This is a genomic window from Denitratimonas tolerans (assembly GCF_037203605.1).
Classification (GTDB): Bacteria; Pseudomonadota; Gammaproteobacteria; order Xanthomonadales; family Xanthomonadaceae; genus Denitratimonas; species Denitratimonas tolerans.
This window is the reverse complement of the sequence record NZ_JBBDHC010000005.1, coordinates 1-21,841: the sequence shown is the minus strand read 5'-3', so window position 1 is coordinate 21,841 and position 21,841 is coordinate 1. Positions and strand designations below refer to the sequence as shown.

The 21,841-nt window shown below is 68.1% G+C and carries 16 protein-coding genes and 2 tRNA genes; 6 read left to right on the top strand and 12 right to left on the bottom strand.

Features of this window, described 5'->3' with window-relative positions:
* Window positions 1-68 precede the first annotated feature (68 nt).
* Window positions 69-548 carry an FKBP-type peptidyl-prolyl cis-trans isomerase gene (locus WB794_RS04705; RefSeq protein ID WP_337334695.1) on the bottom strand — a complete coding sequence of 160 codons (480 nt, stop codon included), beginning with the start codon at window positions 546-548 and terminating at the stop codon, window positions 69-71.
* A gap of 117 nt (window positions 549-665) precedes the next feature.
* Between WB794_RS04705 and WB794_RS04700 the strand changes: the two genes are divergently transcribed.
* The 3 genes from WB794_RS04700 to rnk all read left to right on the top strand — a co-directional run bounded on the left by WB794_RS04700 (window position 666) and on the right by rnk (window position 2,725).
* Window positions 666-1,154, top strand: coding sequence for a C40 family peptidase (locus tag WB794_RS04700; RefSeq protein WP_337334694.1), 489 nt, complete (start codon window positions 666-668; stop codon window positions 1,152-1,154).
* A gap of 73 nt (window positions 1,155-1,227) precedes the next feature.
* Entirely contained in the window at window positions 1,228-2,193 is a 966-nt protein-coding gene (locus tag WB794_RS04695) for a LysR substrate-binding domain-containing protein (RefSeq protein ID WP_337334693.1), read from the top strand.
* A 112-nt stretch (window positions 2,194-2,305) separates the two neighbouring features.
* Window positions 2,306-2,725, top strand: coding sequence for a nucleoside diphosphate kinase regulator (gene rnk / locus WB794_RS04690; RefSeq protein ID WP_337334692.1), 420 nt, complete (start codon window positions 2,306-2,308; stop codon window positions 2,723-2,725).
* 8 nt (window positions 2,726-2,733) lie between these two features.
* Here rnk and ggpS read toward each other — a convergent pair whose 3' ends face one another.
* Window positions 2,734-5,013, bottom strand: coding sequence for a glucosylglycerol-phosphate synthase (gene ggpS / locus WB794_RS04685; RefSeq protein ID WP_337334691.1), 2,280 nt, complete (start codon window positions 5,011-5,013; stop codon window positions 2,734-2,736).
* Window positions 5,014-5,960: 947 nt separating this feature from the next.
* Entirely contained in the window at window positions 5,961-9,488 is a 3,528-nt protein-coding gene (locus WB794_RS04680; RefSeq protein WP_337334690.1) for a two-component regulator propeller domain-containing protein, read from the bottom strand.
* 110 nt (window positions 9,489-9,598) lie between these two features.
* Between WB794_RS04680 and WB794_RS04675 the strand changes: the two genes are divergently transcribed.
* Together WB794_RS04675 and WB794_RS04670 are read left to right on the top strand one after the other, a co-directional pair.
* Window positions 9,599-11,101 carry a GTPase gene (locus WB794_RS04675; RefSeq protein ID WP_337334689.1) on the top strand — a complete coding sequence of 501 codons (1,503 nt, stop codon included), beginning with the start codon at window positions 9,599-9,601 and terminating at the stop codon, window positions 11,099-11,101.
* A gap of 90 nt (window positions 11,102-11,191) precedes the next feature.
* Window positions 11,192-11,268, top strand: a tRNA-Asn gene (locus WB794_RS04670).
* Between the two features lie 342 nt (window positions 11,269-11,610).
* On the opposite strand, the gene WB794_RS04665 is transcribed toward WB794_RS04670, so the two are convergent.
* From WB794_RS04665 to rpmI, 7 genes are all read right to left on the bottom strand, one after another.
* Window positions 11,611-11,687 (bottom strand) — tRNA-Pro (locus WB794_RS04665).
* Between the two features lie 102 nt (window positions 11,688-11,789).
* Entirely contained in the window at window positions 11,790-12,146 is a 357-nt protein-coding gene (locus WB794_RS04660) for a MerR family transcriptional regulator (RefSeq protein ID WP_337334688.1), read from the bottom strand.
* Window positions 12,127-12,426 carry an integration host factor subunit alpha gene (locus WB794_RS04655; RefSeq protein WP_337334687.1) on the bottom strand — a complete coding sequence of 100 codons (300 nt, stop codon included), beginning with the start codon at window positions 12,424-12,426 and terminating at the stop codon, window positions 12,127-12,129. Before WB794_RS04655 ends, WB794_RS04660 begins: the two co-directional genes overlap by 20 nt.
* A complete protein-coding gene (pheT, locus tag WB794_RS04650; RefSeq protein WP_337334686.1) occupies window positions 12,426-14,804 on the bottom strand; it encodes a phenylalanine--tRNA ligase subunit beta in 2,379 nt (792 codons plus the stop codon). The genes WB794_RS04655 and pheT overlap by 1 nt, the downstream gene beginning before the upstream one ends.
* A gap of 125 nt (window positions 14,805-14,929) precedes the next feature.
* Window positions 14,930-15,928 (bottom strand): phenylalanine--tRNA ligase subunit alpha, encoded by a 999-nt coding sequence (gene pheS / locus WB794_RS04645; RefSeq protein ID WP_337334685.1) that lies wholly within the window; start codon window positions 15,926-15,928, stop codon window positions 14,930-14,932.
* 143 nt (window positions 15,929-16,071) lie between these two features.
* Window positions 16,072-16,431, bottom strand: a complete 360-nt coding sequence (rplT, locus tag WB794_RS04640; RefSeq protein ID WP_337334684.1) for a 50S ribosomal protein L20 — start codon at window positions 16,429-16,431, stop codon at window positions 16,072-16,074.
* 13 nt (window positions 16,432-16,444) lie between these two features.
* Window positions 16,445-16,642, bottom strand: a complete 198-nt coding sequence (rpmI, locus tag WB794_RS04635; RefSeq protein ID WP_337334683.1) for a 50S ribosomal protein L35 — start codon at window positions 16,640-16,642, stop codon at window positions 16,445-16,447.
* A gap of 460 nt (window positions 16,643-17,102) precedes the next feature.
* Here rpmI and WB794_RS04630 point away from each other — a divergent pair, with 460 nt between their 5' ends.
* The gene (locus WB794_RS04630; protein WP_337334682.1) at window positions 17,103-18,311 is read left to right on the top strand and encodes a helix-turn-helix transcriptional regulator; all 1,209 of its coding nucleotides are present in this window, start codon (window positions 17,103-17,105) and stop codon (window positions 18,309-18,311) included.
* Window positions 18,312-18,354: 43 nt separating this feature from the next.
* On the opposite strand, the gene WB794_RS04625 is transcribed toward WB794_RS04630, so the two are convergent.
* Together WB794_RS04625 and WB794_RS04620 are read right to left on the bottom strand one after the other, a co-directional pair.
* Window positions 18,355-20,412, bottom strand: a complete 2,058-nt coding sequence (locus tag WB794_RS04625) for a prolyl oligopeptidase family serine peptidase (RefSeq protein WP_337334681.1) — start codon at window positions 20,410-20,412, stop codon at window positions 18,355-18,357.
* 169 nt (window positions 20,413-20,581) lie between these two features.
* Window positions 20,582-21,841, bottom strand: a 1,260-nt coding sequence (locus WB794_RS04620) for an InlB B-repeat-containing protein (protein WP_337334680.1), incomplete at its 5' end; no start/stop codon positions are given.

Here is a 21,841-nt window from a genome sequence, read left to right as displayed (position 1 = left end):
CCGTAAAGCCTAGCGCAGCGTGACGCCTGGCGTACCGTGCCAGGCGTCATTCCCCGTGCGCGACGGAATCAGTGGGCGTGGCCGTCCGGACCGTGGGCGTGGCCGTGGGCGATTTCTTCCTCATTGGCATCGCGCACGCCGCTGATTTCCGCCTCGAAGCGCAGGGTCTTGCCCGCCATCGGGTGGTTGAGGTCCACGTCCACCACCGACATCCCGACCTTCACCACGGTGAGCATGCGCGGCCCCTGCTGGGTCTGCACCATCAGGGTCTGGCCGGGGACGAGCTTCGCCTCGCCAAAGCGCTTCTTGGGCACGCGCTGGATCATGCCTTCGTCACGCTCGCCGTAGGCGTCGGACGGAGCCACGGTGACATCCACGCGATCACCGGCGGTCTTGCCTTCCAGCGCGCGCTCCAGGCCGGGGATGATGTTGCCTGCGCCGAACAGGATCACCAGCGGATCGCGTCCCTGAGAGGTTTCCACCTGGCTGCCGTCCGCGTCGAAAACGGTGTAGTGGAAGGTGACGACCTTGTTCTTCTCGATATTCATGGATCTGAAACCGGAAAATGGGGCGCGCAGCATAGCGGCTCGCAGGCACCAAGGCACGCCGGGGCGACGCACGAGGCGACAATTGACAAGTCCGGCCACACTGCCCACGGTGTCGCCATGGCCCGCGCATGCTCCCGCCCTGCCCTCGCAATCCTGCTGGTGACCCTGACGCTGGCCCTGGGCGGCTGCGGCGGCGGCGCGACGCGCTCAGGTCCGGCCACGGCGAACCAGACCGTCGCCAACGACGTGCTTTTCCGCGCCATCGGCCTGGTCGGCACGCCCTACCGCCACGGCGGCAACACGCCCGAGGGCGGCTTCGACTGCAGCGGCCTGGTCGGCTATGTGTACCGGGAAGCGGCGGGGCTGGGCCTGCCGCGCACGACGCAGGGCCTGTCCGAACACGCGGCGTCGCGGGTGGAGCGCAAGCGGCTTCGCCCGGGCGACCTCGTCTTTTTCGGCAAGCGACGCGCCAGCCACGTGGGCATCTACGTGGGCGAAGGACGCTTCGTGCATGCACCAAGCAGCGGCGGCACGGTGCGCATGGACGCACTCGACGGGCCGTACTGGCGCGAGAACTACCTGCAGGCGCGGCGGATCCTGCAGTGAGGCGCTGATGCCGCAGCGCGCGAACCGCGCTCGGCCGCGATGGTAGATTGCCGGCATCCCACGGACCGCCCGCATGAACCTCCGCGACCTGCGCTACCTCGTTGCCCTGGCCGAACACCGTCATTTCGGCCGCGCCGCGGAGGCGAGCTTCGTCAGCCAGCCCACGCTCTCCACCCAGATCCGCAAGCTCGAGGACAAGCTGGGCGTCAGCCTGGTGGAACGCGCGCCACGCCGGGTGATGCTGACGCCGGTCGGGCGCGAGATTGCCGAGCGCGCGCGGCGCATCCTGGCCGACGTGGACGAACTGCACCAGATCGCGCAGCGTTCCCAGGATCCGGATGCCGGTACGGTCCGCCTCGGCATCTTCCCGACCCTTGGTCCCTACCTGTTGCCGCACGTCGTCCCGCGGGTGCGCGAGCGGTTCCCGCGGCTGGAGCTGCTGCTGGTGGAGGAAAAGACCGAGGTCCTCCTACGCCAGCTGCGCGAAGGACGCCTGGACGCGGCCATCCTCGCCCTGCCGGTGCACGACGACCAGCTCGCAACCCGCTTCCTGTTCGAGGAGCCTTTCCTGCTTGCCGTGCCGCACGGACATCGGCTCGCGGAACACCGCTCCATCGTGCTTGACGACCTGCGCGAAGAAAGCCTGCTGCTGCTGGAGGACGGCCACTGCCTGCGCGACCAGGCGCTGGATGTGTGCCGCCTGTCCGGGGCCGACGAAAAATCGGGATTCCGCGCGACCAGCCTGGAGACACTGCGCCAGATGGTAGCCGCCGGCGTGGGCATCACCCTGCTGCCGCAGCTCGCCGTAACCGCGCCGGTGCCACCGTCGGCCGATATCGCCCTGGTGCCGTTTCGCGCCCCGCCGCCGCATCGCCGCATCGCCATGGTCTGGCGGCGCAGCACCGCGCGCGAGGGGCTCCTGCACAAGCTCGCCGACCTGTTCGCAGGCTTGCCGAGCGACCTCCTCGACTCCGCGCCGCCGCCGGCGATGTCGCGCCGGCAGGCTCCGCGCGCGCCGCGCGTGAAAGCCGGCGATTGAATCCCGCCCCCAGCCGCGCTAGCCTGCACCCATCGGACCACATTTCGACTTTCGCGAGGCGGCGCAACGGCGCCGCCTCTTCGTTCACGCAAGATTTGCGCCAGGAATACCCATGCCCGCGGAACCGCAACCCTCCCTCACCATCAGCAGCCTGGACTTGGTGCGGCTGGAGCGCCTGCTGGAATCACCGGCGTACCGCGATCTGGACATCGCCAAGCGCCTGGGTGACGAGCTGGTGCGTGCCAACGTGGTCGCGCCGGCAGACATGCCTGCCGATGTGGTCTCGATGAACTCCCGGGTCACCTGCGTGGAAGAAATCAGCGGCAAGGAGCACCACCTGACGCTGGTCTATCCGCCCGACGCCGACGCGGCCGCCGGCCGCGTTTCGGTGTTCGCGCCGATCGGCGCGGCACTGCTGGGCCTGTCGGTCGGCCAGAGCATCGACTGGACCGGCCCGGACGGCCGCCCGCTGCGCATCCGCGTCGCCACGATCTCCTACCAGCCGGAATCCTCCGGCGACCTGGCGCGCTGAGGAAGGCGCTAGGCCGCGAGCGCCTCGCTCTGCTTGACTACGGCCGCCTCGTCGGCGGCGAGCGAGCTTCTGACCGCGTCGATGAACGCCTCGCCCCACATGCGGATGTCGTTGTGCTCGACGATGGCGAAGAGTTCGCGCAGCCGCGACTGCGCCTCGGCCGGGTTCATTGCGATCGCCTGATAGAGGCGTGCGGTCAGATCGGCGGTGTCGTGCGGATTGGTCAGCACGGCACCGTGAAGCTCCGCGGCCGCACCGGCGAACTCCGACAGCACGAGCACGCCCCGGCCGCCCGACAGCACCTGCGCGGCGACGTATTCCTTTGCCACGAGATTCAGGCCGTCGCGCAGCGGCGTGATCCACATGACGTCCGCCATCGTGTAGAGGGAAACGACCTCCTCGAACGGCAGCGCACGGAAGAAGAACTTCACCGGCGCCCAGTTGACGCGCGAGAAGCGCCCGTTGATGCGGCCGACGATCTGCTCGATCTGCGTCTGCAACTCGTCGTACACGGTCATTTCGGCCGCCGCCGGCACACACACCGTCAGCAGCGACACCTTGCGATGCAGTTCGGGGTGCTCGTCGAGCAGGCGCTCGAACGCGAGGAGCTTTTCCAGCGTGCCCTTGGTGTAGTCGAGCCGTTCGACCGACAGGATCATGCGCACGCCTTCGAGTTCGCCGCGCAGCTGCGTCGTGCGCTCGACGGTTCGTGGATCGGCGAGGATCGTGCGAATGCGGTCGACGTCGAGCCCGACCGGATGCGCCCCGAGGCCGATGCGGCGGCCGTGCACCTCGATCGCCGTGGTCATCTCGTCGAGCCCGACCGCGCAGCCGTAGGTCAGGAAGCGCGGCGCGCAGTTGCGGCGCTCGAGCACCGTCAGCGGGGCGACGCCGCGGACGACATCGACGAAGTTCTCGGCCTGGCGAGGAATGTGGAAACCGATGTAGTCGCATTGCAGCAGGCTGCCGACGATCTCGCGTCGCCACGGCAGGACGTTGAAGGTATCCGCGGACGGGAAGTACGTGTGGTGGAAGAACGCGATCTTCACGTCCGGGCGCAGCTCGCGCAACACCGCCGGGACCATCCACAGATTGTAGTCGTGCAGCCACACGGTTCCGCCCTCGGCCGCTTCGGCCGCCGCGCGCTCGGCGAAGCGCCGGTTGACCTCGAGGAACACGTTCCAGTCGTCCTCGCGGAACTGCGCGCGCTCCCAGAAAGTGTGCAGCGTCGGCCAGAACGCCTCTTTCGAGAAGCGCTTGTAGAAGACGTCGACGTCGTCCTTGGTCAGCGCCACGCGCGCGGCAACGAGGTTCGGATAGCGGTCCCGGTCGACGCTGGTGTGCGTCTCGAAGGGGATCGCGCTCTTCGGATCGTGGATCGACCATGCGACCCACGCGCCGGGTTGCCCGTTCGCGAAAAAGCTCAGCAGGGTCGGAATGATGCCGTTCGGCGAGGCCGGGCGCCGGCGGACGGTGCGGCCGTTCTGGATCGATTCCTCATAGGGCAGGCGGTGATACACCATCACCAGCTCGGAGCGGCCCGCCGTCTCCATCTCGCGGAGCTCGGCCTCGACGCCGCCGGTGCCGAGAAATCCGAAATGGCCGACCGCTTCGAGAATGCCGCCGCAGCCAGCGTGGCGCGCGTGAAGGACGCGGGCACGGTCGGCCGTGGCGTCGAGCAGCGCGCGTTCGGACTCGCCGACGCATACGCCGACGAAGCCCTGCTCGTACATCGAAAGATCGTTGAGGGTGTCGCCGGCGACGAGCACCGAGTCGTCGTCGACGCCGAGCAGGCGCACCAACGCCGTGAGCGTGCTGCCCTTGTTGACGCCTTTGGGCAGAATGTCGAGGTAGCGCCCGGCGGAGTAGAGCACCTCGCAGCCGAGCGAGCGCGCGATGTCGCGCAGTTCCGCCGTCACCGCCCCCGGTTCGCAGAAATACGAGCAGCGGCGCTGCTGTGGCACTTCCTGTCGCTCGATGCCGGAAAAGGAGGCCACCGCGTCGACGACGACGCGCTCGCCGGGCCAGCGCTGGTCGATCTGCGATTGCAGCGGCTGGATCGGTTGCAAGGTATGGCCGTCGACGACGGTGCCGCCGACGTCGCAGACGATGTAATCGGGCGTCGGGACCGACGGGTCGGAGAGCAGCGGAATCACCACTTCCAGCCCACGGCCGGTGACGAATACCAACTTGATATCGGGGTGCGCCGTGATCAGCTGGTACAGTCGCTGGCGGTTTTCGGGGTGACCGGCGAGAAAGGTGCCGTCAAGATCGGTCGCGAGCATCATGTCAGGTTCTCCTTTTGATGGATTGCCGACAACAGGGCCGACAGGGATGGCTCGGGAACGGCTGCGCGAGGCGAGGCGCGGTGGATCGCGGCGCGGCGCGGAAGTCCGCGGAATCGACCCGGAGAAAGAACGGAGGAAAGAGCGGAGGCCGACAAGCGGGCTCGACGCTCGTCCGTTCGAGCGGATGGAACGACGCAATCGATACCAAACGCGCAGCACGAACCGTCGGACTTGATGATTGGTTCAGTGAATTGCGACAAATATCGTATCTGGTCAGCCCTGATCCTCAGCCGATGCTTCGTTGAAGAACGGCCTTGGTTCGTCATTTCCACATGATTTTTGCGGGAATCCAGTGACTTGGCCTTTGATGCGGAGCATCAGGACGCAAAGACACTGGACTCCTGCCTTCACAGGAAGGACGGGCTGGGATCAGTGCAAATCAAGGCATTGTATCACAACATGACCGTCGCCGGAACCTGCGGGCGCAGTCGGCACCACGGAATCTGCCGATTTCTCGATTCTCTGGCGATCATCAAAGGATCGATTGAAAAAGGTCATGATCGAGAGGAGTGAAAAATATCAGGCTATGGGAAGACTGGCTTTCAGGTGCGAATGAAGCGCAACAGTTAAAGCCTGCGAGTCTGCCGCACTAGCGGTAAAAGCAGAAACGCGTGATTCGATCCGCTCGATCAGGATTTTCAGCGGACTTATTCATGCTCCCTTCCGTTCGATCAAAATCGGGTCCTGATTAGCCCTGACTCTCAGCTCGTCATTCCTGCGAAGGCAGGAATCCAGTGTCTTTGCTTCCAGATGCCCCCACAACAAAAGCCAAGTCTCCGGGTTTCCGCCAAAAGCATGCGGGAATGGCGAGCCAAAGCCACTCTTCGCCGAAGCATCGGCTGAGGATCAGGGCTAATCAGGAATCGGGTTGCCGGGGCATATATTCCCTACCTCGCCCAGCGCCGCACCGCCTCGGCGAGATCCTCGCCGCGCACCGGCTTGCGCAGGAAGGCGCGCATGCCGGCCTGGGCGGTGCGTTCCTCCACCTGCGGATCGGCGCGCGCGCTCAGCGCGACCATGGGCGGCGCGCCTTCGCCGGTGCCGACCATGCGCGCCACCTCGAAGCCGCTCAGGCCGGGCAGGTCCAGATCGAGGAACACCAGCGCGAAGTCCCGCTCGCGCAGCGCCGCCAGCGCCGCCAAACCGTGCGCGGCGTGCTCCACGCGATGCCCCTGGGCGGCCAGCAGCCCGGCGATCACCTGCGCCACCACCGGGTCGTCCTCCACCACCAGAATATCCCGCGCCGCCGGTGCCGCCGCGGCGGGTGCGCTGTCGGGCGGCGCGAGGGCGTCGGGCAGCGGCACCTCGAGCCGGAACGTCGATCCCGCGCCCGGCGCGCTTTCCACCGTGATCCGCCCACCCATCGCGCCGGCGAGCTCCTGGCAGATCGCCAGTCCCAGGCCACTGCCGCCGTGGCGGCGCGCGGTCAGGTTGCCCTCGCCCTGCTCGAAACGCCGGAACAGGCGCGACTGCTGCTCGGCGTCCAGGCCCGGCCCGGTATCGCGTACCGAAATCACCGCCTGGCCATCGGCCCGGCGCGCCAGATGCAGATCGACGCGCCCGACCTCGGTGAACTTGATCGCGTTGCCCGCGAGGTTCAGGACAATCTGCTGCATCCGCTGGCCATCGCCGCGCACCCATCTCGGCGCATCGGCATCCAGGCGCACCTCGAAAACCAGCCCCTTGGCATCGGCCAGCGGCCGCAGCAGCCCGGCGGCCTGCTGCAGCATCGCGCGCAGGTCGAAGGCTTCATCGGCCAGATCCAGCTTGCCCGCCTCGATCCGCGCCAGATCGAGCGCATCATTGACCAGCCGCAGCATCAGGTCGCCGGAGCGGCGGATCGCCTCGACGTGGCCGCGCTGACGCGCGTCCAGCGGCGATTTGAGCAGGAGTTCGCTCATGCCCAGCACGCCGGTCATGGGGGTGCGGATCTCGTGCCCCATGGTGGCGAGAAAGCTGCTCTTGGCCTCCGACGCGCGCTCGGCCCATTCGCGCTGGCGTTGGGCAAGCTGCAGGGCATGTTCGCGATCGAGCCGGCGGCGGTGTGCCAGCAGGGCCACGGCCAGCGCCGCGAGCAGCGCCAGCGCGTAGCCGAGGTAGGCCCAGCCGCTGCGCCACCAGGGCGGCGACACGCGCAGCCCAAGCTGCAGCGGCGCGGCGCTCCACGCGCCCGAACCGTTGTCGCCGATGACCTCCAGGCGATAGTCACCCGGATCGAGCTGGCTGAAGACGCGCTCGCCCGACGCGCCCACGTCGACCCACTGGGTTTCGAATCCCGTCAGGCGGAAGCGGTAGCGATTGGACGGCGGGTTGGCGAAGGACAGCAGGCGCGCTTTGATGGTCAGCTCGCGGTCGTTCCATGCGAGCCGGATCGGTGCGGTCGAATCCAGCGCTTCGCGCCCCTGCGGTCGCAGCACGGAGACTTCCTGCATGAGGAGCGGTGACTGGGCCTGGGTGAAGCCGATCCGCGCCGGATCGAACACCACCATGCCCTTCATGGTCGAGGCGTAAATGATGCGCTCGGCGCTCTGTCGCGGTGGTCGCATGGTGAACTCGTCGCTGGGCAAGCCATCGCGCACGCCGAAGCCCAGCAAGCTGCCGGACGCGACCTGATAGCGCCACAGGCCACGCACCGTGGTGAGCCACACATCTCCGGCCGCATCCACGACGACGCCACCCACTTCCACCGCGGGAAGGCCCTGCGCCTCGCCCACCTGGTCGACCCGCTCCAGCAGGCCATCGCGCACGCGATGGCGCTCAAGGAACCCCATGCGCACGGTCCACAGCTCGCCATCGGGCGAAAACGCCAGGCCCATGATGCGGCCCGGCGGCAGCCCGCGCATCGCTTCGAATCGTCCGTCGCCGGTTTGCCGCAGCACGCCGAAGTCGCCCGCGATCCAGAGGCGCCCCGCCGGATCGTGGACCAATCCTTCGATGGAACCGTCCGGCAGGCCGTCCGGCGCGCCGCTTGCCCAGCTTCCCAGCACCCGCCCCTGCGCATCGCGGTACTGCAGTCCTCCGCCGTAGGCCGTCATCCAGAATCGCCCGTCGCCATCGGAAAGCAGCTGGTCGACCATGCCGACCGGAGCGGCATCGCGTTCGGCGTCGCTCAGCCAGTGGGTGAGGTCGCCACTCACCGGGTCGAACAAGCTCACGCCGCGGGTGTGGCCCAGCCAGAGCCGGCCGTCTTCGCGCGCCAGCACGGCGGAAAGCTGCCGCCACGGGACGGTGCCGTCCAGCGTCTCGAAGTAGCGGGTCGAACGCCCCGCCGCGGAAAGCCGCTCGAGTCCGCCGTCGCGATGCACCAGCCACATGCCGCCTTCGCCATCGGAGGTGCTGCCGGACACGACATCGCTGCTCAGCCCGCCCAGCTCCGGCGCACCGCGGCTGAGTACCGCAAAGTTCTCCCAATCCGGGCGCAGCCGCAACAGGCCGGTGTTGCGCAGCACGAACCAGAGCCCGCCCTCGTGATCCTCCAGCATGTACTGCACCAGCTCCGCGCTCGGCAGCGCGGCGTGGGTGCGGCTGTCGTGCACGCGTCCGCCGCGCGCATGGCGCAGCCCGGAGCGCGTGCCAAGCCAGTATTCGCCATCGCGGTCGCGCAGCATCGCGTTCACGCCAGCCGCCAGCGCCGCCTCGTTTTCCGCCCCCGGGAACGCCGGCTCGAAGCGGCCATCCACCAGCCGCTCCAACCCGGCCTGCGTGCCCACCAGGATGGATCCGTCCGGCTCGGCCAGGAGCGACAGCACCATGCCGGGCCTGGGGTGATGAAACGGCGGTGCCGCCTCGAAGCGCCCGTCGCGCAGGAACACCAGCCCGGCGCTGGTGGCCACCAGCAGGCGGCCATCGGGCAGCGGCAGCAGGCTGAGGATGTGGTTGGACGGCATCCCGCCGCCTTCGGGATCGACGCGCAGCACCTCGACCGTATCGGCCAAGGTATCGAAGCGGTACAGGCCCTCGGCATAGCCGCCGGCCCAGATCACGCCATCCGCGCCGGAGGCGATCGCCCACACGTCGCGCAGCCGGAAGCGCGGATCGAACTCCGGCCCATAGCGGTGAAAATGCAGCCCGTCGGGTTCCAGCAGGCTCAGGCCCGCCCCTTCCGTGCCTACCCACAGGCGGTTGCGCGCATCGACGTGCAGGAACTCCACCGAATTGCTCGGCAGCGAGGCCGGATCGTTGACCGCGTGGCGGAACGCCTTGAACTCCACCCCGTCATACCGCGCCAATCCGTCGTGGGTCGCGATCCACAGGTAGCCGTCGTGGTCCTGCACCAAGGCGTTGACGTGGCTGGAAGGCAGGCCATCGGCCGCCGTCATCGGGACGAAGAGGGGTGACTCGGGAACGCCCTGCGCGCGTGCCCCGAACGCAAGTACGAACCCCAGTGCGACCAGCGCGTGCGCCCATCGACCCATGTCCAACCCCCTGCGCCTGCGCGCGTCCAGCCCTTGGCCCCCGTGGCATCCTCGCAATGGCCGCGGCGCGGTTCAAGCGCTACATTGCCTCATCCCACCGCGAGCAGGCGATGAAACGACCCAGCCAACCCCTGCGACTCCTGCTTGCCGCCGCACTGATGCTGGGTGTGGCAATGCTCACCCTGACCCTGCTGCGCGCCACCGATGCCGCACTTTCGGTATGGGATCGCCTGCAAGCCTGGCCCGAATGGGTCCGCATCGGATTCGCCGCGCTCATGGCCGCGCTGGTCATTCTTGCGCTGTGGGGCGTGTGGCGCCTGCTGCGCCCGCGCGCCGCGCGCACGCCGCGCGCCGCCGCGATCGACCGCAGCACCCTGGAGGCCCGGATCGAACGCATCGGCGCCTCCGTGCCGGAAGGCTTCGAGGCGCGCGGAGAACTGGGCGAACTGGACCGCCGCCGCGCCGAAGGGGCGGTTCAGGCCTGCCTGTTCGGCCAGATTTCCACCGGCAAGAGCAGCCTGCTCAAGGCGCTCGCACCCGACGCCGCACCCGAGATCGGCGCGGTGGGGGGATCGACCCGGCGCATCAGCCACCACCGCGGCCTGCTGCCGGACGGCCGCACCCTGGAAATCGCGGATGTCCCCGGCAGCTTCGAGGCCGGCGACAGCGAACACATCGCGCTGGCGCGGGCCGAGGCGGCGCGCTCGCACGCGCTGATCTACGTGGTCGACGCCGACCTCTCGCGCAGCCAGCGCCAGGAGCTTGCCGCGCTGGCGCAGTTCGGCCGCCCGCTGGTGCTGGTACTGAACAAGGCCGACCGCTACACCCCGGCCGAACTGAAGGCGCTCACCGGCCGGCTCGCCGAGGAAGTGCGCGAACTGGGTGCCGAGGTGGTCAGCGCCAGCGCCGGACATTTCGAAGACGTGGTGCGGGAGCACCACGACGGCCGTCACGAGATCCTGCGGCGCGAGCGCCCGGCGCAGGTCGACGCCCTGCAGCGCGCGCTCGCCCGGATCGCACGCGCGGGCACGCAGGCGCTGGAGCCCGGGCGCGAAGCCGCCCTGTTCGCCCATATCGACGAGCGCCTGGCCGAAGGCGAGCGCCGCGAGCAGCAGGAGCGCAGCGACAAGGCCATCGAGCGTTACACCCGCCGCGCCGTGATCGGCGCGCTCGCCGCCGTTGCGCCCGGCACCGACCTCGTCATCCAGGGCGCGCTGGCGACCGCGCTCACCCGCGAGCTGTGCCAGATCCACGGCCTGCGCGCGCGCGACGTGGACGTCGACGACCTGCTCTCGCGCGCCGGCGGCCTGCTGCGCACCGGAAGCTCCATCACCCTGGCGGTGGTCGGCAACGCGCTCAAGGCCTTTCCCGGCTTCGGCACGCTCGGGGGCGGGCTGGTGCACGCGGTGGCCTACGGCCTCATCTTCGACAGCCTCGGCCATGCCTTGGCCGACACCCTGGCCAACGCGCGCGAACTCGACCGCGACGCCACGCTGACCGCGTTCCGCCAGCGCCTGGCTGCTCCTTCCGCCGAACGCCTGCTGGCGCTGGCGCGGATGGCGCTGCAGGAGCGCGATGCGCCCGAACCCGCCGCCGGAACCGATCGCCCCTGAACCGCCGGTACCGGAAGGGCCCACTGAACATCCGCACACTGAACATCCGCGTCTTGACCACTCCACGCCAGGCCATATAATGGGCGGCCCGCCCGAATAGCTCAGCCGGTTAGAGCACTTGACTGTTAATCAGGGGGTCGTTGGTTCGAGTCCAACTTCGGGCGCCAAATCTTTCGAGGGCTTGCAGCGATGCAGGCCCTTTTCTTTGGCCGCGATCCGGCAGGCGGCCTGCCTTCCGGCCGGGCTGTTGTTGTCAGCCTCGGGGCCCGGCGGCCGGGTTCGGGCGCTCGCGCCTCCCCGCGCCGCGATCCTCTTCCACCATGGGGCCAGGACTTCCACGCGCCGCTGGCGCGGCCCCACCGGCGCGCCACTCCGATGGCCACGACCCGCACTGGCGCAAGACGCGCCTGTTGCGCGCTCGCACGATGGGTGGAATCAGGATGGGAATCGGCTGAAAACGAAAAGCGGCTTGGACAAAAGTCACAAGCCGCTGATTCGCAACTGGAATTTGGTCGGGGTAGCCGGATTTGAACCGACGACCACTTGTCCCCCAGACAAGTGCGCTACCAGGCTGCGCTATACCCCGATGGTTGGATCAGCCCGCTCGTCGCGTGGTGCTGCGGCGGGCCGCACATGTTAGCAGAGTTTGCGCCGCGTGGCTTGCACGAGCGCCTCGGATCGACGGGACTCAGCGCCGCAGGAGCTGCAGCACCTCTTCCAGTTCCACGCGCACCTGATGCACGATCTGGCTGGAAATGGTCGCCTCCGCCCTGCCCTGCTCGCCTTCCAGCCGCTGGCGCGCGCCGGTGATGGTGAAGCCCTGGTCGTAGAGCAGCCCGCGGATCTGGCGGATGGTCAGCACATCGTGGCGCTGGTAGTAGCGGCGATTGCCGCGCCGCTTGACCGGCTTGAGGTTGGGGAACTCGGTTTCCCAGTAGCGCAGCACGTGCGGTTTGACGTCGCACAACTCGCTGACCTCACCGATGGTGAAGTAGCGTTTGGCCGGAATCGGCGGAAGCTCGCGATTACTTCCCGGGTCCAGCATAGGCTTCCACGCGCTCCTTGAGCTTCTGTCCGGGGCGGAAGGTCACGACGGTGCGTGCCGAAATCGGGATTTCCTCCCCCGTCTTGGGGTTGCGGCCGGGGCGCTGGTTCTTCTGGCGCAGGTCGAAGTTGCCGAATCCCGACAGCTTGACCTGATGCCCACCCTCCAGCGCCTCGCGCAGGGTGTCGAACAGCGCATCGACGAATTCCTTGGCTTCGCGCTTGTTGAGGCCCACGTCCTCGAACAGCCGATCAGCCATGTCGGCCTTGGTCAATGCCATCACGCTCCCCTGAGTGTCGCCCCACAGTCACGCGCCAGACCGTCCAGCGCGGCCGCAACGGCCTTCTCGATATCCTGCTCGGCTAGGGTGCGTGAATCGTCTTGGAAAATCAAGCCCATAGCAACGCTCTTGAATCCCGTTTCCATCCCCTTGCCCTGGTAGACATCGAACGGCATCACGGCTCGAAGCTGCGCACCCAGCGCCGTCCTGAGGCTGGCCTCGATCGCCGCCCAGGGCATGGCTTGGGCGACCACGACCGCCAGATCCCGACGAACGGCGGGGAAGCGCGAGAGCTCGCGCGCCGCAGGCACGGCGCGCTGCGTGAGCACAGCCTGATCCAGCTCCATCACCAGGACCTCCTGCCCGATGTCCAGCGCGTGCAGCAGGGCCGGATGCAGGTGGCCAAGGTGGCCCAGAAGCCGGCCATCACGGACGATACGCGCACTGCGCCCGGGGTGCAGCCACGGCACATCGGCCGACAGGAATTCCACCCGACCGGCATCACCAACCAGCGCCAGCACCGACTCGAAGTCGCCGCGCAGGTCGAAGAAATCGACCTCGCGCGCCGCTTCGCCCCACTGTTCGGCGCGCGCGGGTCCGCAGGCGACCGCCGCCAGGTGCAGCGCCTCGCGCGGGCCATCGGCGTCGCGCAGGAAGACGCGGCCGGTTTCGAACAAGCGAATGCGCGACTGCTGGCGCGCCAGGTTGTGCCGCAGCGCCTCGACCAGCCCGGGCAGCAGCGCGGTGCGCATCACGCCCAACTCGCTGGACAGCGGGTTGGCCAGCGCCTCGGCACCGGCATCCAGCGACCAGGCGCGAAGCACGGCAACGTCCAGGAAGGCGTAGTTGATCGCCTCGAAATAGCCGCGCGCGGCCAGCTGCGCGCTGAAGGCCGCCAGCGGCACCTGCGCCTCGGGCAGCGGCGCGAGCTGGATTTGACCGGTCGGCGCATGCAGCGGTACCCGGTCGTAGCCGTGGATGCGCACCACTTCCTCGATCAGGTCCTCTTCGATGGCGATATCGAAGCGGCGCGAAGGCGGGGCCACCAGCCAGCCTTCGGCATCGGCGGACACGCCCATGCCGAGCGCGCGCAGGATGCGCTCGACCTCGGCATCGGGAACCGCCATGCCCAGCACCCGCTCCAGCCGCGCGCGGCGCAGGCGCACCGGCGTGTGTGCGGCAAGGCGCTGGCCGTCGCTGGCTTCGACCACCGGCCCGGGCGTGCCGCCGGCGATCTGCAGCACCAGCGCGGTGGCGCGTTCCAGCGCACGGCGCGCCAGTTCCGGGTCGACGCCGCGCTCGAAGCGCTGGGATGAATCGGTATGCAGACCGAGCGTGCGGGCGCGGCCGATGATCGCCTCGGGCGCGAAGAAAGCGCTTTCCAGGAACACGTCGCGGGTATCGTCGGTGACGCGGGAATCGCGCCCGCCCATGACGCCGGCCACCGCCAGCGGCGCGGATTCGTCCGCGATCACCAGGAAGCCGGGATCGAGCTTCACTTCGCGCTCGTCCAGCAGCGTGAGGCGCTCGCCCTGCGCCGCACGGCGCACGTGGACCGAACCCTTGAGCAGGCTCTGGTCGAAGGCATGCATCGGCTGTCCGAGTTCGAGCATCACGTAGTTGGTGACGTCCACCAGCGCGCTGATCGGGCGCAGCCCGGCGCGACGCAGGCGTTCTGCCATCCAGAACGGCGTCGGCGCGGTCGGATCGACGCCGCGCACGATCCGGCCGCAGTAGCGCGGGCAGTCGGCCGGGGCGTCCAGCACGATCTCGCGCCGGTCCTCGACGCCTGCGGGAACCGCCTCGACCTCGAATTCGTTCACCGCACCGCCCAGCGCCGCCGCCACGTCGTAGGCAACCCCGCGCACCGAGAAGCAGTCGGCGCGGTTGGGGGTGAGCTTGAGCTCGAAGCTGGCGTCGGGCAGGGAAAGGAACTCGGCGATCGGCGTGCCGACCGGCGCATCCTCGGGCAGTTCGAGCAGGCCCGAGGCGTCGGCATCGACGCCCAGCTCCTTCGCCGAGCACAGCATCCCGAACGATTCCACCCCGCGCAGCTTCGCGGCCTTGATCACCAGGCCGCCGGGCAGTTCGGCTCCGACCGTCGCCAGCGGTGCCTTGAGGCCCGCGCGCGCGTTGGGCGCACCGCAGACGATCTGCACGGTCTGCGCGCCGGTCGACACCTGGCACAGATTCAGACGATCAGCCTCGGGGTGCTTCTCGCAGGAGAGGATTTGCGCCACCACCACGCCAGGCAGCAGCGCACCGATGGGCTCGACGCCCTCCACTTCCAGCCCGATGGCGGTCAGGGTCGCGGCCAGCGTATCGCGGTCGGCCTCGACCGACACATGTTCACGCAGCCAGGATTCGGGAAATTTCATGAGAGCCGGGATTCGAGATTGGGGATTGGGGATTGGTCAAAAGCGGGATGCGGTGATGTGGGTGGGAGACGCAACGCTGTTGCCGTTGCGAATCCCCAATCCCCAATCCCGAATCCCTCGTTTTCTCAAGCGAACTGCCTGAGAAAGCGAAGATCGTTGTCGAAGAAGCTGCGCAAGTCGGCGACGCCGTAGCGCAACATCGCGAAGCGCTCCACGCCCAGGCCGAAGGCGAAGCCGCTGTAGCGCTCCGGGTCGATGCCGCAGTTCTTCAGCACGTTGGGATGCACCATGCCGCAGCCGAGCACTTCCAGCCAGCCCGGCGCGCTGCCGTCGCCGCGATCCCAGGCGATGTCCACTTCGGCGGAAGGCTCGGTGAAAGGAAAGTAGCTGGGGCGGAAGCGCATTTCGAAGTCGCGCTCGAAGAAGGCGTCCACGAACTGCTTGAGGGTGCCCTTGAGGTCGGCGAAGCTGGAAGTTTCATCCACCAGCAGGCCTTCCACCTGATGGAACATCGGGGTGTGGGTCTGGTCGGAATCGCTGCGGTAGACCTTGCCCGGCGCGATGATGCGGATCGGCGGCTGGCGTCCGGCCATGGTGCGGATCTGCACCGGCGAGGTATGGGTGCGCAGGAGGCGGCCGTCCGGAAACCAGAAGGTGTCGTGCATCGTGCGCGCCGGGTGGTGCGGCGGGAAGTTCAGCGCCTCGAAGTTGTGCCAGTCGTCCTCGATCTCCGGGCCATCGGCCACCTGGTAACCCAGGCGCTCGAAGATCGCGACGATGCGCGCCAGCGCGCGCGACACCGGATGCGCCGCGCCGCGCTCGCCGCCGCGGCCCGGCAGGGTGATGTCGATGCGCTCGCCGGCGAGGCGCGCGTCCAGCGCCACCTTCTCCAGCGCCGCCTTGCGCGCGCCCAGCGCCTCGCCCAGGCGATCGCGAACGCTGTTGATGCGCTCACCCTGCGCGCGGCGCTCGTCGGGCGGCAGCTTGCCGAGGTTCTTGAGCAGCGCCGTCACGCTGCCGGATTTTCCCAGCAGGCGCACGCGCACCGCGTCGAGCGCATCGAGCGAGCCCGCGTCCGCGATCGCGGCGAGGCCCTCGTCCACCAGCGTATCCAGATCGTCCATTCCGATCCCTGCAGGTTGTCCGGCCCAGGCCGGATCTTCCGGAGTCCATAAACGCACATGGGGAAGAGCTTGCGCCCTTCCCCATGCGTGGGCGGCCAGGCCGCCGCGGGCAGCTGCGGTGGCCACGGCCACCGTGCGGCATCTTACGCCGCGAGTGCGCCCTTGGCCTTTTCGGCAATCGCGCCGAAGGCGGCGATGTCGTGCACCGCGATATCGGCCAGCACCTTGCGATCCAGCGTGATGTCGGCCTTCTTGAGGCCATTCATCAGGCGGCTGTAGGACAGGCCGAACTGGCGCGCCGCAGCGTTGATGCGGACGATCCACAGCGCGCGGAACTGGCGCTTGCGCTGCTTGCGGCCGATGTAGGCGTACTGACCGGCCTTGATGACGGCCTGGTTGGCGACGCGATAGACCTTGCGACGGGCGTTGTAATAGCCCTTGGCGCGCGACAGCACCTTGTTGTGCCGGCGGCGCGCGATGACTCCACGCTTGACTCGTGCCATGACTCAGTGCTCCTCAGAGGTAAGGAAGCATGCGCTGGACGCGACCTGCGTCCTCGGCACGAACGTGATTGGGCGCACGAAGGCCGCGCTTGCGCTTGGTGGACTTCTTCGTGAGGATGTGGCTCTTGAAGGCGTGGCCGCACTTGAACTTGCCGGAAGCGGTCTTCCGGAAGCGCTTTGCCGCCGCCCGATTGGTCTTCATCTTGGGCATGACGATGTGTCCTTGAGGTGCGGCACGAGGCCGCTGTTATGTCACCGATGCAAGCGGCGGCGCTGGCCGCGCTTTCCTTCTTGCTCGCATCCGCTTCTTGTGCCCGGCGATTGCCGCGCGGTCCAACCCCCGGTCCATGCAGCGGAACGGGCCGCGCAGTATAGCAAAACTTGCGCCGATGCACATCGCGCCTGCACGCCTGCCGATCCGGCGGCTTCGCGCCTGGGTACCCGGACTGGGTAGGAATTTTCCTATACCCGCATCCGTGTTTACCCGATACAAGGTAGGGAGGCCTGCAAAGACACTTCACACCGGGGCGGAAAACGGGAAATACATGGCGCACGGACACACCGAGCCGCCCTCTGCCCGCGGGCTTCGGATGAATACAGGGGGACAACATGAGCACCAGCAAGCCATGCGCGACAATACCTGTCGCAACATCGCTGCAGGATCCGGGACCATGAATACCCATGCCACCCCGCCCCCCGAGCTGTCGGCACTGCCCCCCACGCCGGAAGCCGTACTCCTGCAGCTCCTGACCGCTCTGGACGCCACGGCGGACGAACAGCGGCTCCTGCAGCTGACCCTTGACGCCGTCGTCAGGCTGATCCCCTGCTGCCAGGCGTTCGCCTACGAATGGGAGGAAGCCGGCGGCGTTGCCCGCCTGCGCGCCAGCGCGAGCACCGATTCGCAGTTCCTCAACGACTATTTCGCCCGATTCCGTTCCATCGACCCCTTCTCCCCCGAGGCGCTTCGCAACGATGCGCTGCGAAACGACCGCGGCATCGTGTCACGCGAGGTGATGGCACCGGACGAATTGCGTCATCACCCGTTCCACACGCGCTTCCTGGCACCGCACGGCGACCTGGTCTATGGCCTCTCGCACTATGCGCGGACCGGCCCGCAGCACCTGATCAGCCTGCGGCTCTTCCGTGGTGCGGACAAGGAACCGTTCTCTGCCTGCGAGCGCGATGCGCTGAGGCTGTTCCACACGCATGTCGCGCACCGCCTGCGCGAGCGCCGCAGGATTCGCCAGCTCGAACGCGAGCTGGCCACGCACCGGGCCGCCGCCAACGCATGGAACCGGCCGATCTTCCTGCTCAACGCCGCGGGCGCGGTGGTGACGCACAACGCGGCAGCCGATCAGATCCTGCGCGATGGCCGGCGGCTCGTGCTGGATTCCGAGCGCCGCCTGGCGCCGGGGCGCAAATACGACCACGCTTCCGGGCTCAATGGCGCGCTCAGGGACATTGCCGGCAAGGTCCGGGCAGGCAGCCGCCACCGTTCGCGCTGCCTCGCGCTGCGGACCGACGGGAGCCGCATCGCGCGCTACTACGGCCTGCTCGTGGGCCTCGATCCCACATCCTCGCCCGCAACCACGCTCCTCATCCTGATCGACAATCTGCAGGCCGCGCCGTGCCACGATCCCGACGAACTGCGCGGCCTGTTCGGATTCACCGCCACCGAGTCACGCATCGCCAACGCGCTGGTCGGCGGCCTGAGCACCGAGGGGATTTCCCAGGCCTTCCTGATCCGACCCGACACGGTGCGCACGCACATCAAGCGCCTGCTGGCCAAGACCGGCACGCGCAGCCACGCCGAGCTGCAGAAGCTCCTGATCCGTCTGACGCCCAACCTGACCGCACTGGCGCGCACCGAGACCCGGTGACTCGCGCCGGGGCCACGCGCATCTGCCCCGGCGCGCGGCGGCATCAGTCACCGGCAGCCGTCCAGCGCTTGAGCCAGTCAGCCACCGCGTTGTGCCACTGGATGCTGTTCTGCGGCTTGAGCACCCAGTGATTCTCATCCGGATAGAACAACAGCTGCGAGGCAATGCCACGGCGCTGCAAGGCGGTGAAGGTGGACAAGCCCTGGTCCGTCGGCACCCGGAAATCGCGATCACCCTGCACTACCAGCATCGGCACCCGCCACTTGGCAACGTGGTTCGCCGGATTGAACTTCTCGTAATTGGCCGGCACTTCGTACACCGGCCCACCGTTCTCCCATTCGGTGAACCACAGTTCTTCGGTGACATAGCCCATCGAGCGGGTGTCGAACACGCCGTCGTGGTTGACCAGGCACTTCCAGGGCTCGTTCCAGTTCCCGGCGATCCAGTTGACCATGTAGCCGCCATAGCTGGCACCCAGCGCGCAGGCGCGGTCGGCATCGAGGAAGTCGTACTTTTCCAGCGCCGCGGCCCAGCCCTTCCTGAGGTCTTCCAGCGGCTTGCCGCCCCAGTCGCCCGAGATCGAGTCGGTGAAGGCCTGGCCATAGCCGGTCGAGCCGTGAAAATCGATCACCACCACGGCGAACCCGAGTCCCGCATAGGTCTGCGGATTCCAGCGGTAGTGGAAGTTGTTGCCCATCGAACCCTGCGGCCCGCCGTGGATGATGAAGGCCACCGGATACTTCCCGCCCGCCTCATGATTCCAGGGTTTGACCACGTAGCCGTGCACGACTTCATCGTTCCAGCCGGGGAAGCTGAACTGCTCGTAGGCACCGAGGCGCACGTCGGCCAACGCCTCGCGGTTGAACGTCGCCAGCGTGCGCGCCTGGCTTCCGTCCGCACGCGCGGCGTGGAGCTGCGCCGGAGAACCCAGGGAAGACTGGGTATAGACCAGTGCATCGCGGGAGAGATCGAAGCCTTCGACCGAGCCCGGGCCGGTAATGCGCCGGCTCTTGCCGGTCGCAATTTCGATGGCGTGGATGGGGTGATTGCCGACGTCGTCGGTGGCGGTGTAGATGTGCTTGCCGTCCGCCGAGAGCGTGATGCCGCCCGCCGAATGATCCCAGCCCGGCGCAATCTCGCGGGTGCTGCCGGTGGCGAGGTTTTTCTCCATCAGGGCGAAGCGATCGGCCTCGAAGCCGGGGCGCTTCATCGCAAGGTAGTACAGCACCTTGCCATCGGCAGCGAACGCCGGCGCGGTGTCCCAGGCCGGGTTGTCCGGCGTGAGGTTGACGGGTACCGCAGAACCATCGGCCGGCACGCGATACAGGTCGAAATTGGTCGACCACGCCTCCGAACTTCCGGCGATGCGGGCCGAAAACACCAGACTCTTCCCGTCCGGCGACCAGGCGTACTCCTCCGACCCGCCGAAGGGTTTTGACGGCACGTCGCCGTCGATGTCGCGGCTGACCTTGACCGGGGCTTCCGCCGCGCGGCCGTCGGCACCGATCGCCGCGGCAAAGAGCTGGCTGCGGCGTCCGTCGGCCCAGGTATCCCAGTGCCGCACGAAGAGCCGCTCGTAGAGAACCCCTGTGGTCTTGGCTGCCGCACGCTCGTCGAGGCGCGCCTTGCTGCAGGCAAGATCGACGCAGTCGTTGAACACCTCCAGGCTGAAGGCCAGCGCCGTGCCGTCGGGCGACAGGCGATAGCTGCCCACGTCGAGCGGATAGGCCGTCACCGGCTGCGCTTCGCCGCCTGCCATCGGCAGCCGCCACACCTGCATGGAGCCCGAGCGCGGAGACAGGAAATAAAGCTGCTGGCCATCCGGCGAAAACTGTGCCGCCGTCGCGGCCGTACCGGGCGCGAGCAGGCGGCGTGCGGGAGTCTTGCCGTCAAGCGCAATGGCCCAGAGCGAACTCGTGGCCTTGTTGGCCGCCACATCGGCCTGACGCAGCGAAAAGACCACCTGTTCGCCGTCCGGCGACAGCACTGGCGCTGAAACGCGGTCGAGCGCCACCAGTTCCTCCGCCGTCAATCCATGCGGGGCCGCCATCGCGCCCGCGACGGCGAACGACAGCGCCGCGCCTGCCAAAATCCTGATCATCCCGCCAAGCTCCCGTGTGGTTGCGCAAGACCGCGATGGTAGAAGCACCGGCCGCGCCGGCAAAGTGCCGGAAGTGCCCGCGTGGCCTGCGGGCCGCGGACCCGGGTGAAAAACCAAAAAAGCGGGGCGAAGACCTGCTTCGCCCCGCTCCATCACGCCTGGTTCCGGATCAGTAGGACGGCAACGCCCGCAGCGCGCGAGCCGCCTCCGGGATCGGGCTGCCGGGCGGCAGCCGGAGAGCCAGATCATCCGGGAAACGGCCAATGGTGCCAAAGCGCAGCATCAGATCGTCCATCGACAGGTCCCACGCGTACAGCAGGAGATCATCCGCGCTCCACGGCACCCAGGCACCGCGCTGCTCGGCACCCTGCGCATCGATCCAGCCAAGGCGCAGGCGCTGCCCGCCTTCCGTACCCGATGCCTCGATCCACGCCACGCGTTGACCGCGCGCATCCAGCAGTTCCAGGGCCCGATCAATGCCGCCCACGGGCGAAGCGGCGATGGACCAGCCGACCACCGCACCCGCCGCGCCGCCCTGCCCAGGTGCGGCCAGCGCATCCGGACGCGGCGATGCACCCGCCTCGAAGCCATCGCAGTAGATGTCGCAGCGCTGGGTGAACCTGGCCGTCACGCTGAGATCGGACTGGACGTTGGTGTCCTGCCTCGGATTGGCGGTCACCCCGTCGCTCCAGATATCGAAGGACCAGCCCATGTCGGGAAGCGCCTCGACCTGCGGCCCGTCTCCACCCACCACCACGCTGTGCGTCACCGATGCCTGGCCATCGACGCTGCCGTTGGGGCCGGCAGTGTAGGTGAGGGTGTATTGAGTCACCGTCCAGATCGCATACAGCGTCGTGTTTGTCGCCGGCATCGTGAAGCTGGCTCCGGCCAAGTACGGCGCGCCCGAACCGTCCGCCGCGGTGTTCCAGTTGACGAAGGTGTAGCCTGCGTAGGTCGGTGCGGCAGGCAGGGTCACCGAGTCACCGAAATCCGCCGTGATCGGGGCCACGCCACTGCCGCCCTGGCTGTCGAAGCTCAGGGTGTACTGGTTGATCGTGTACTGCGCCGTCACCGTCAGGTCCGCCGTGACGTTGCTGAACGCCACGTCCCAGCCCGCGAAGGTGTAGCCCGTGCGGCTCGGGTCGGCCGGCGCGGTGGCCGCATCGCCGTGGTTCACCTGCTCGGTCTTGAGCACCGTCGCATCCCAGTCCACGAAGGTCACGGTGTACTGGTTGATCGCAAAGGTCGCGGTGACCGCACAGTTGGCCTGGATATTGGCCGCGCTGTAGCTGCTGCCCGAACCGGTGACGGTGCAGGTGTCGCCGCTCACGCTCACGACGTGGTAGCCGCTGGCCGGCGTGACCGTGAAGCTCGCCGTGCCATCAAAGGCCACCGTCTGCGACGCCGGCGTGATCGTGCCGTTGCCGCC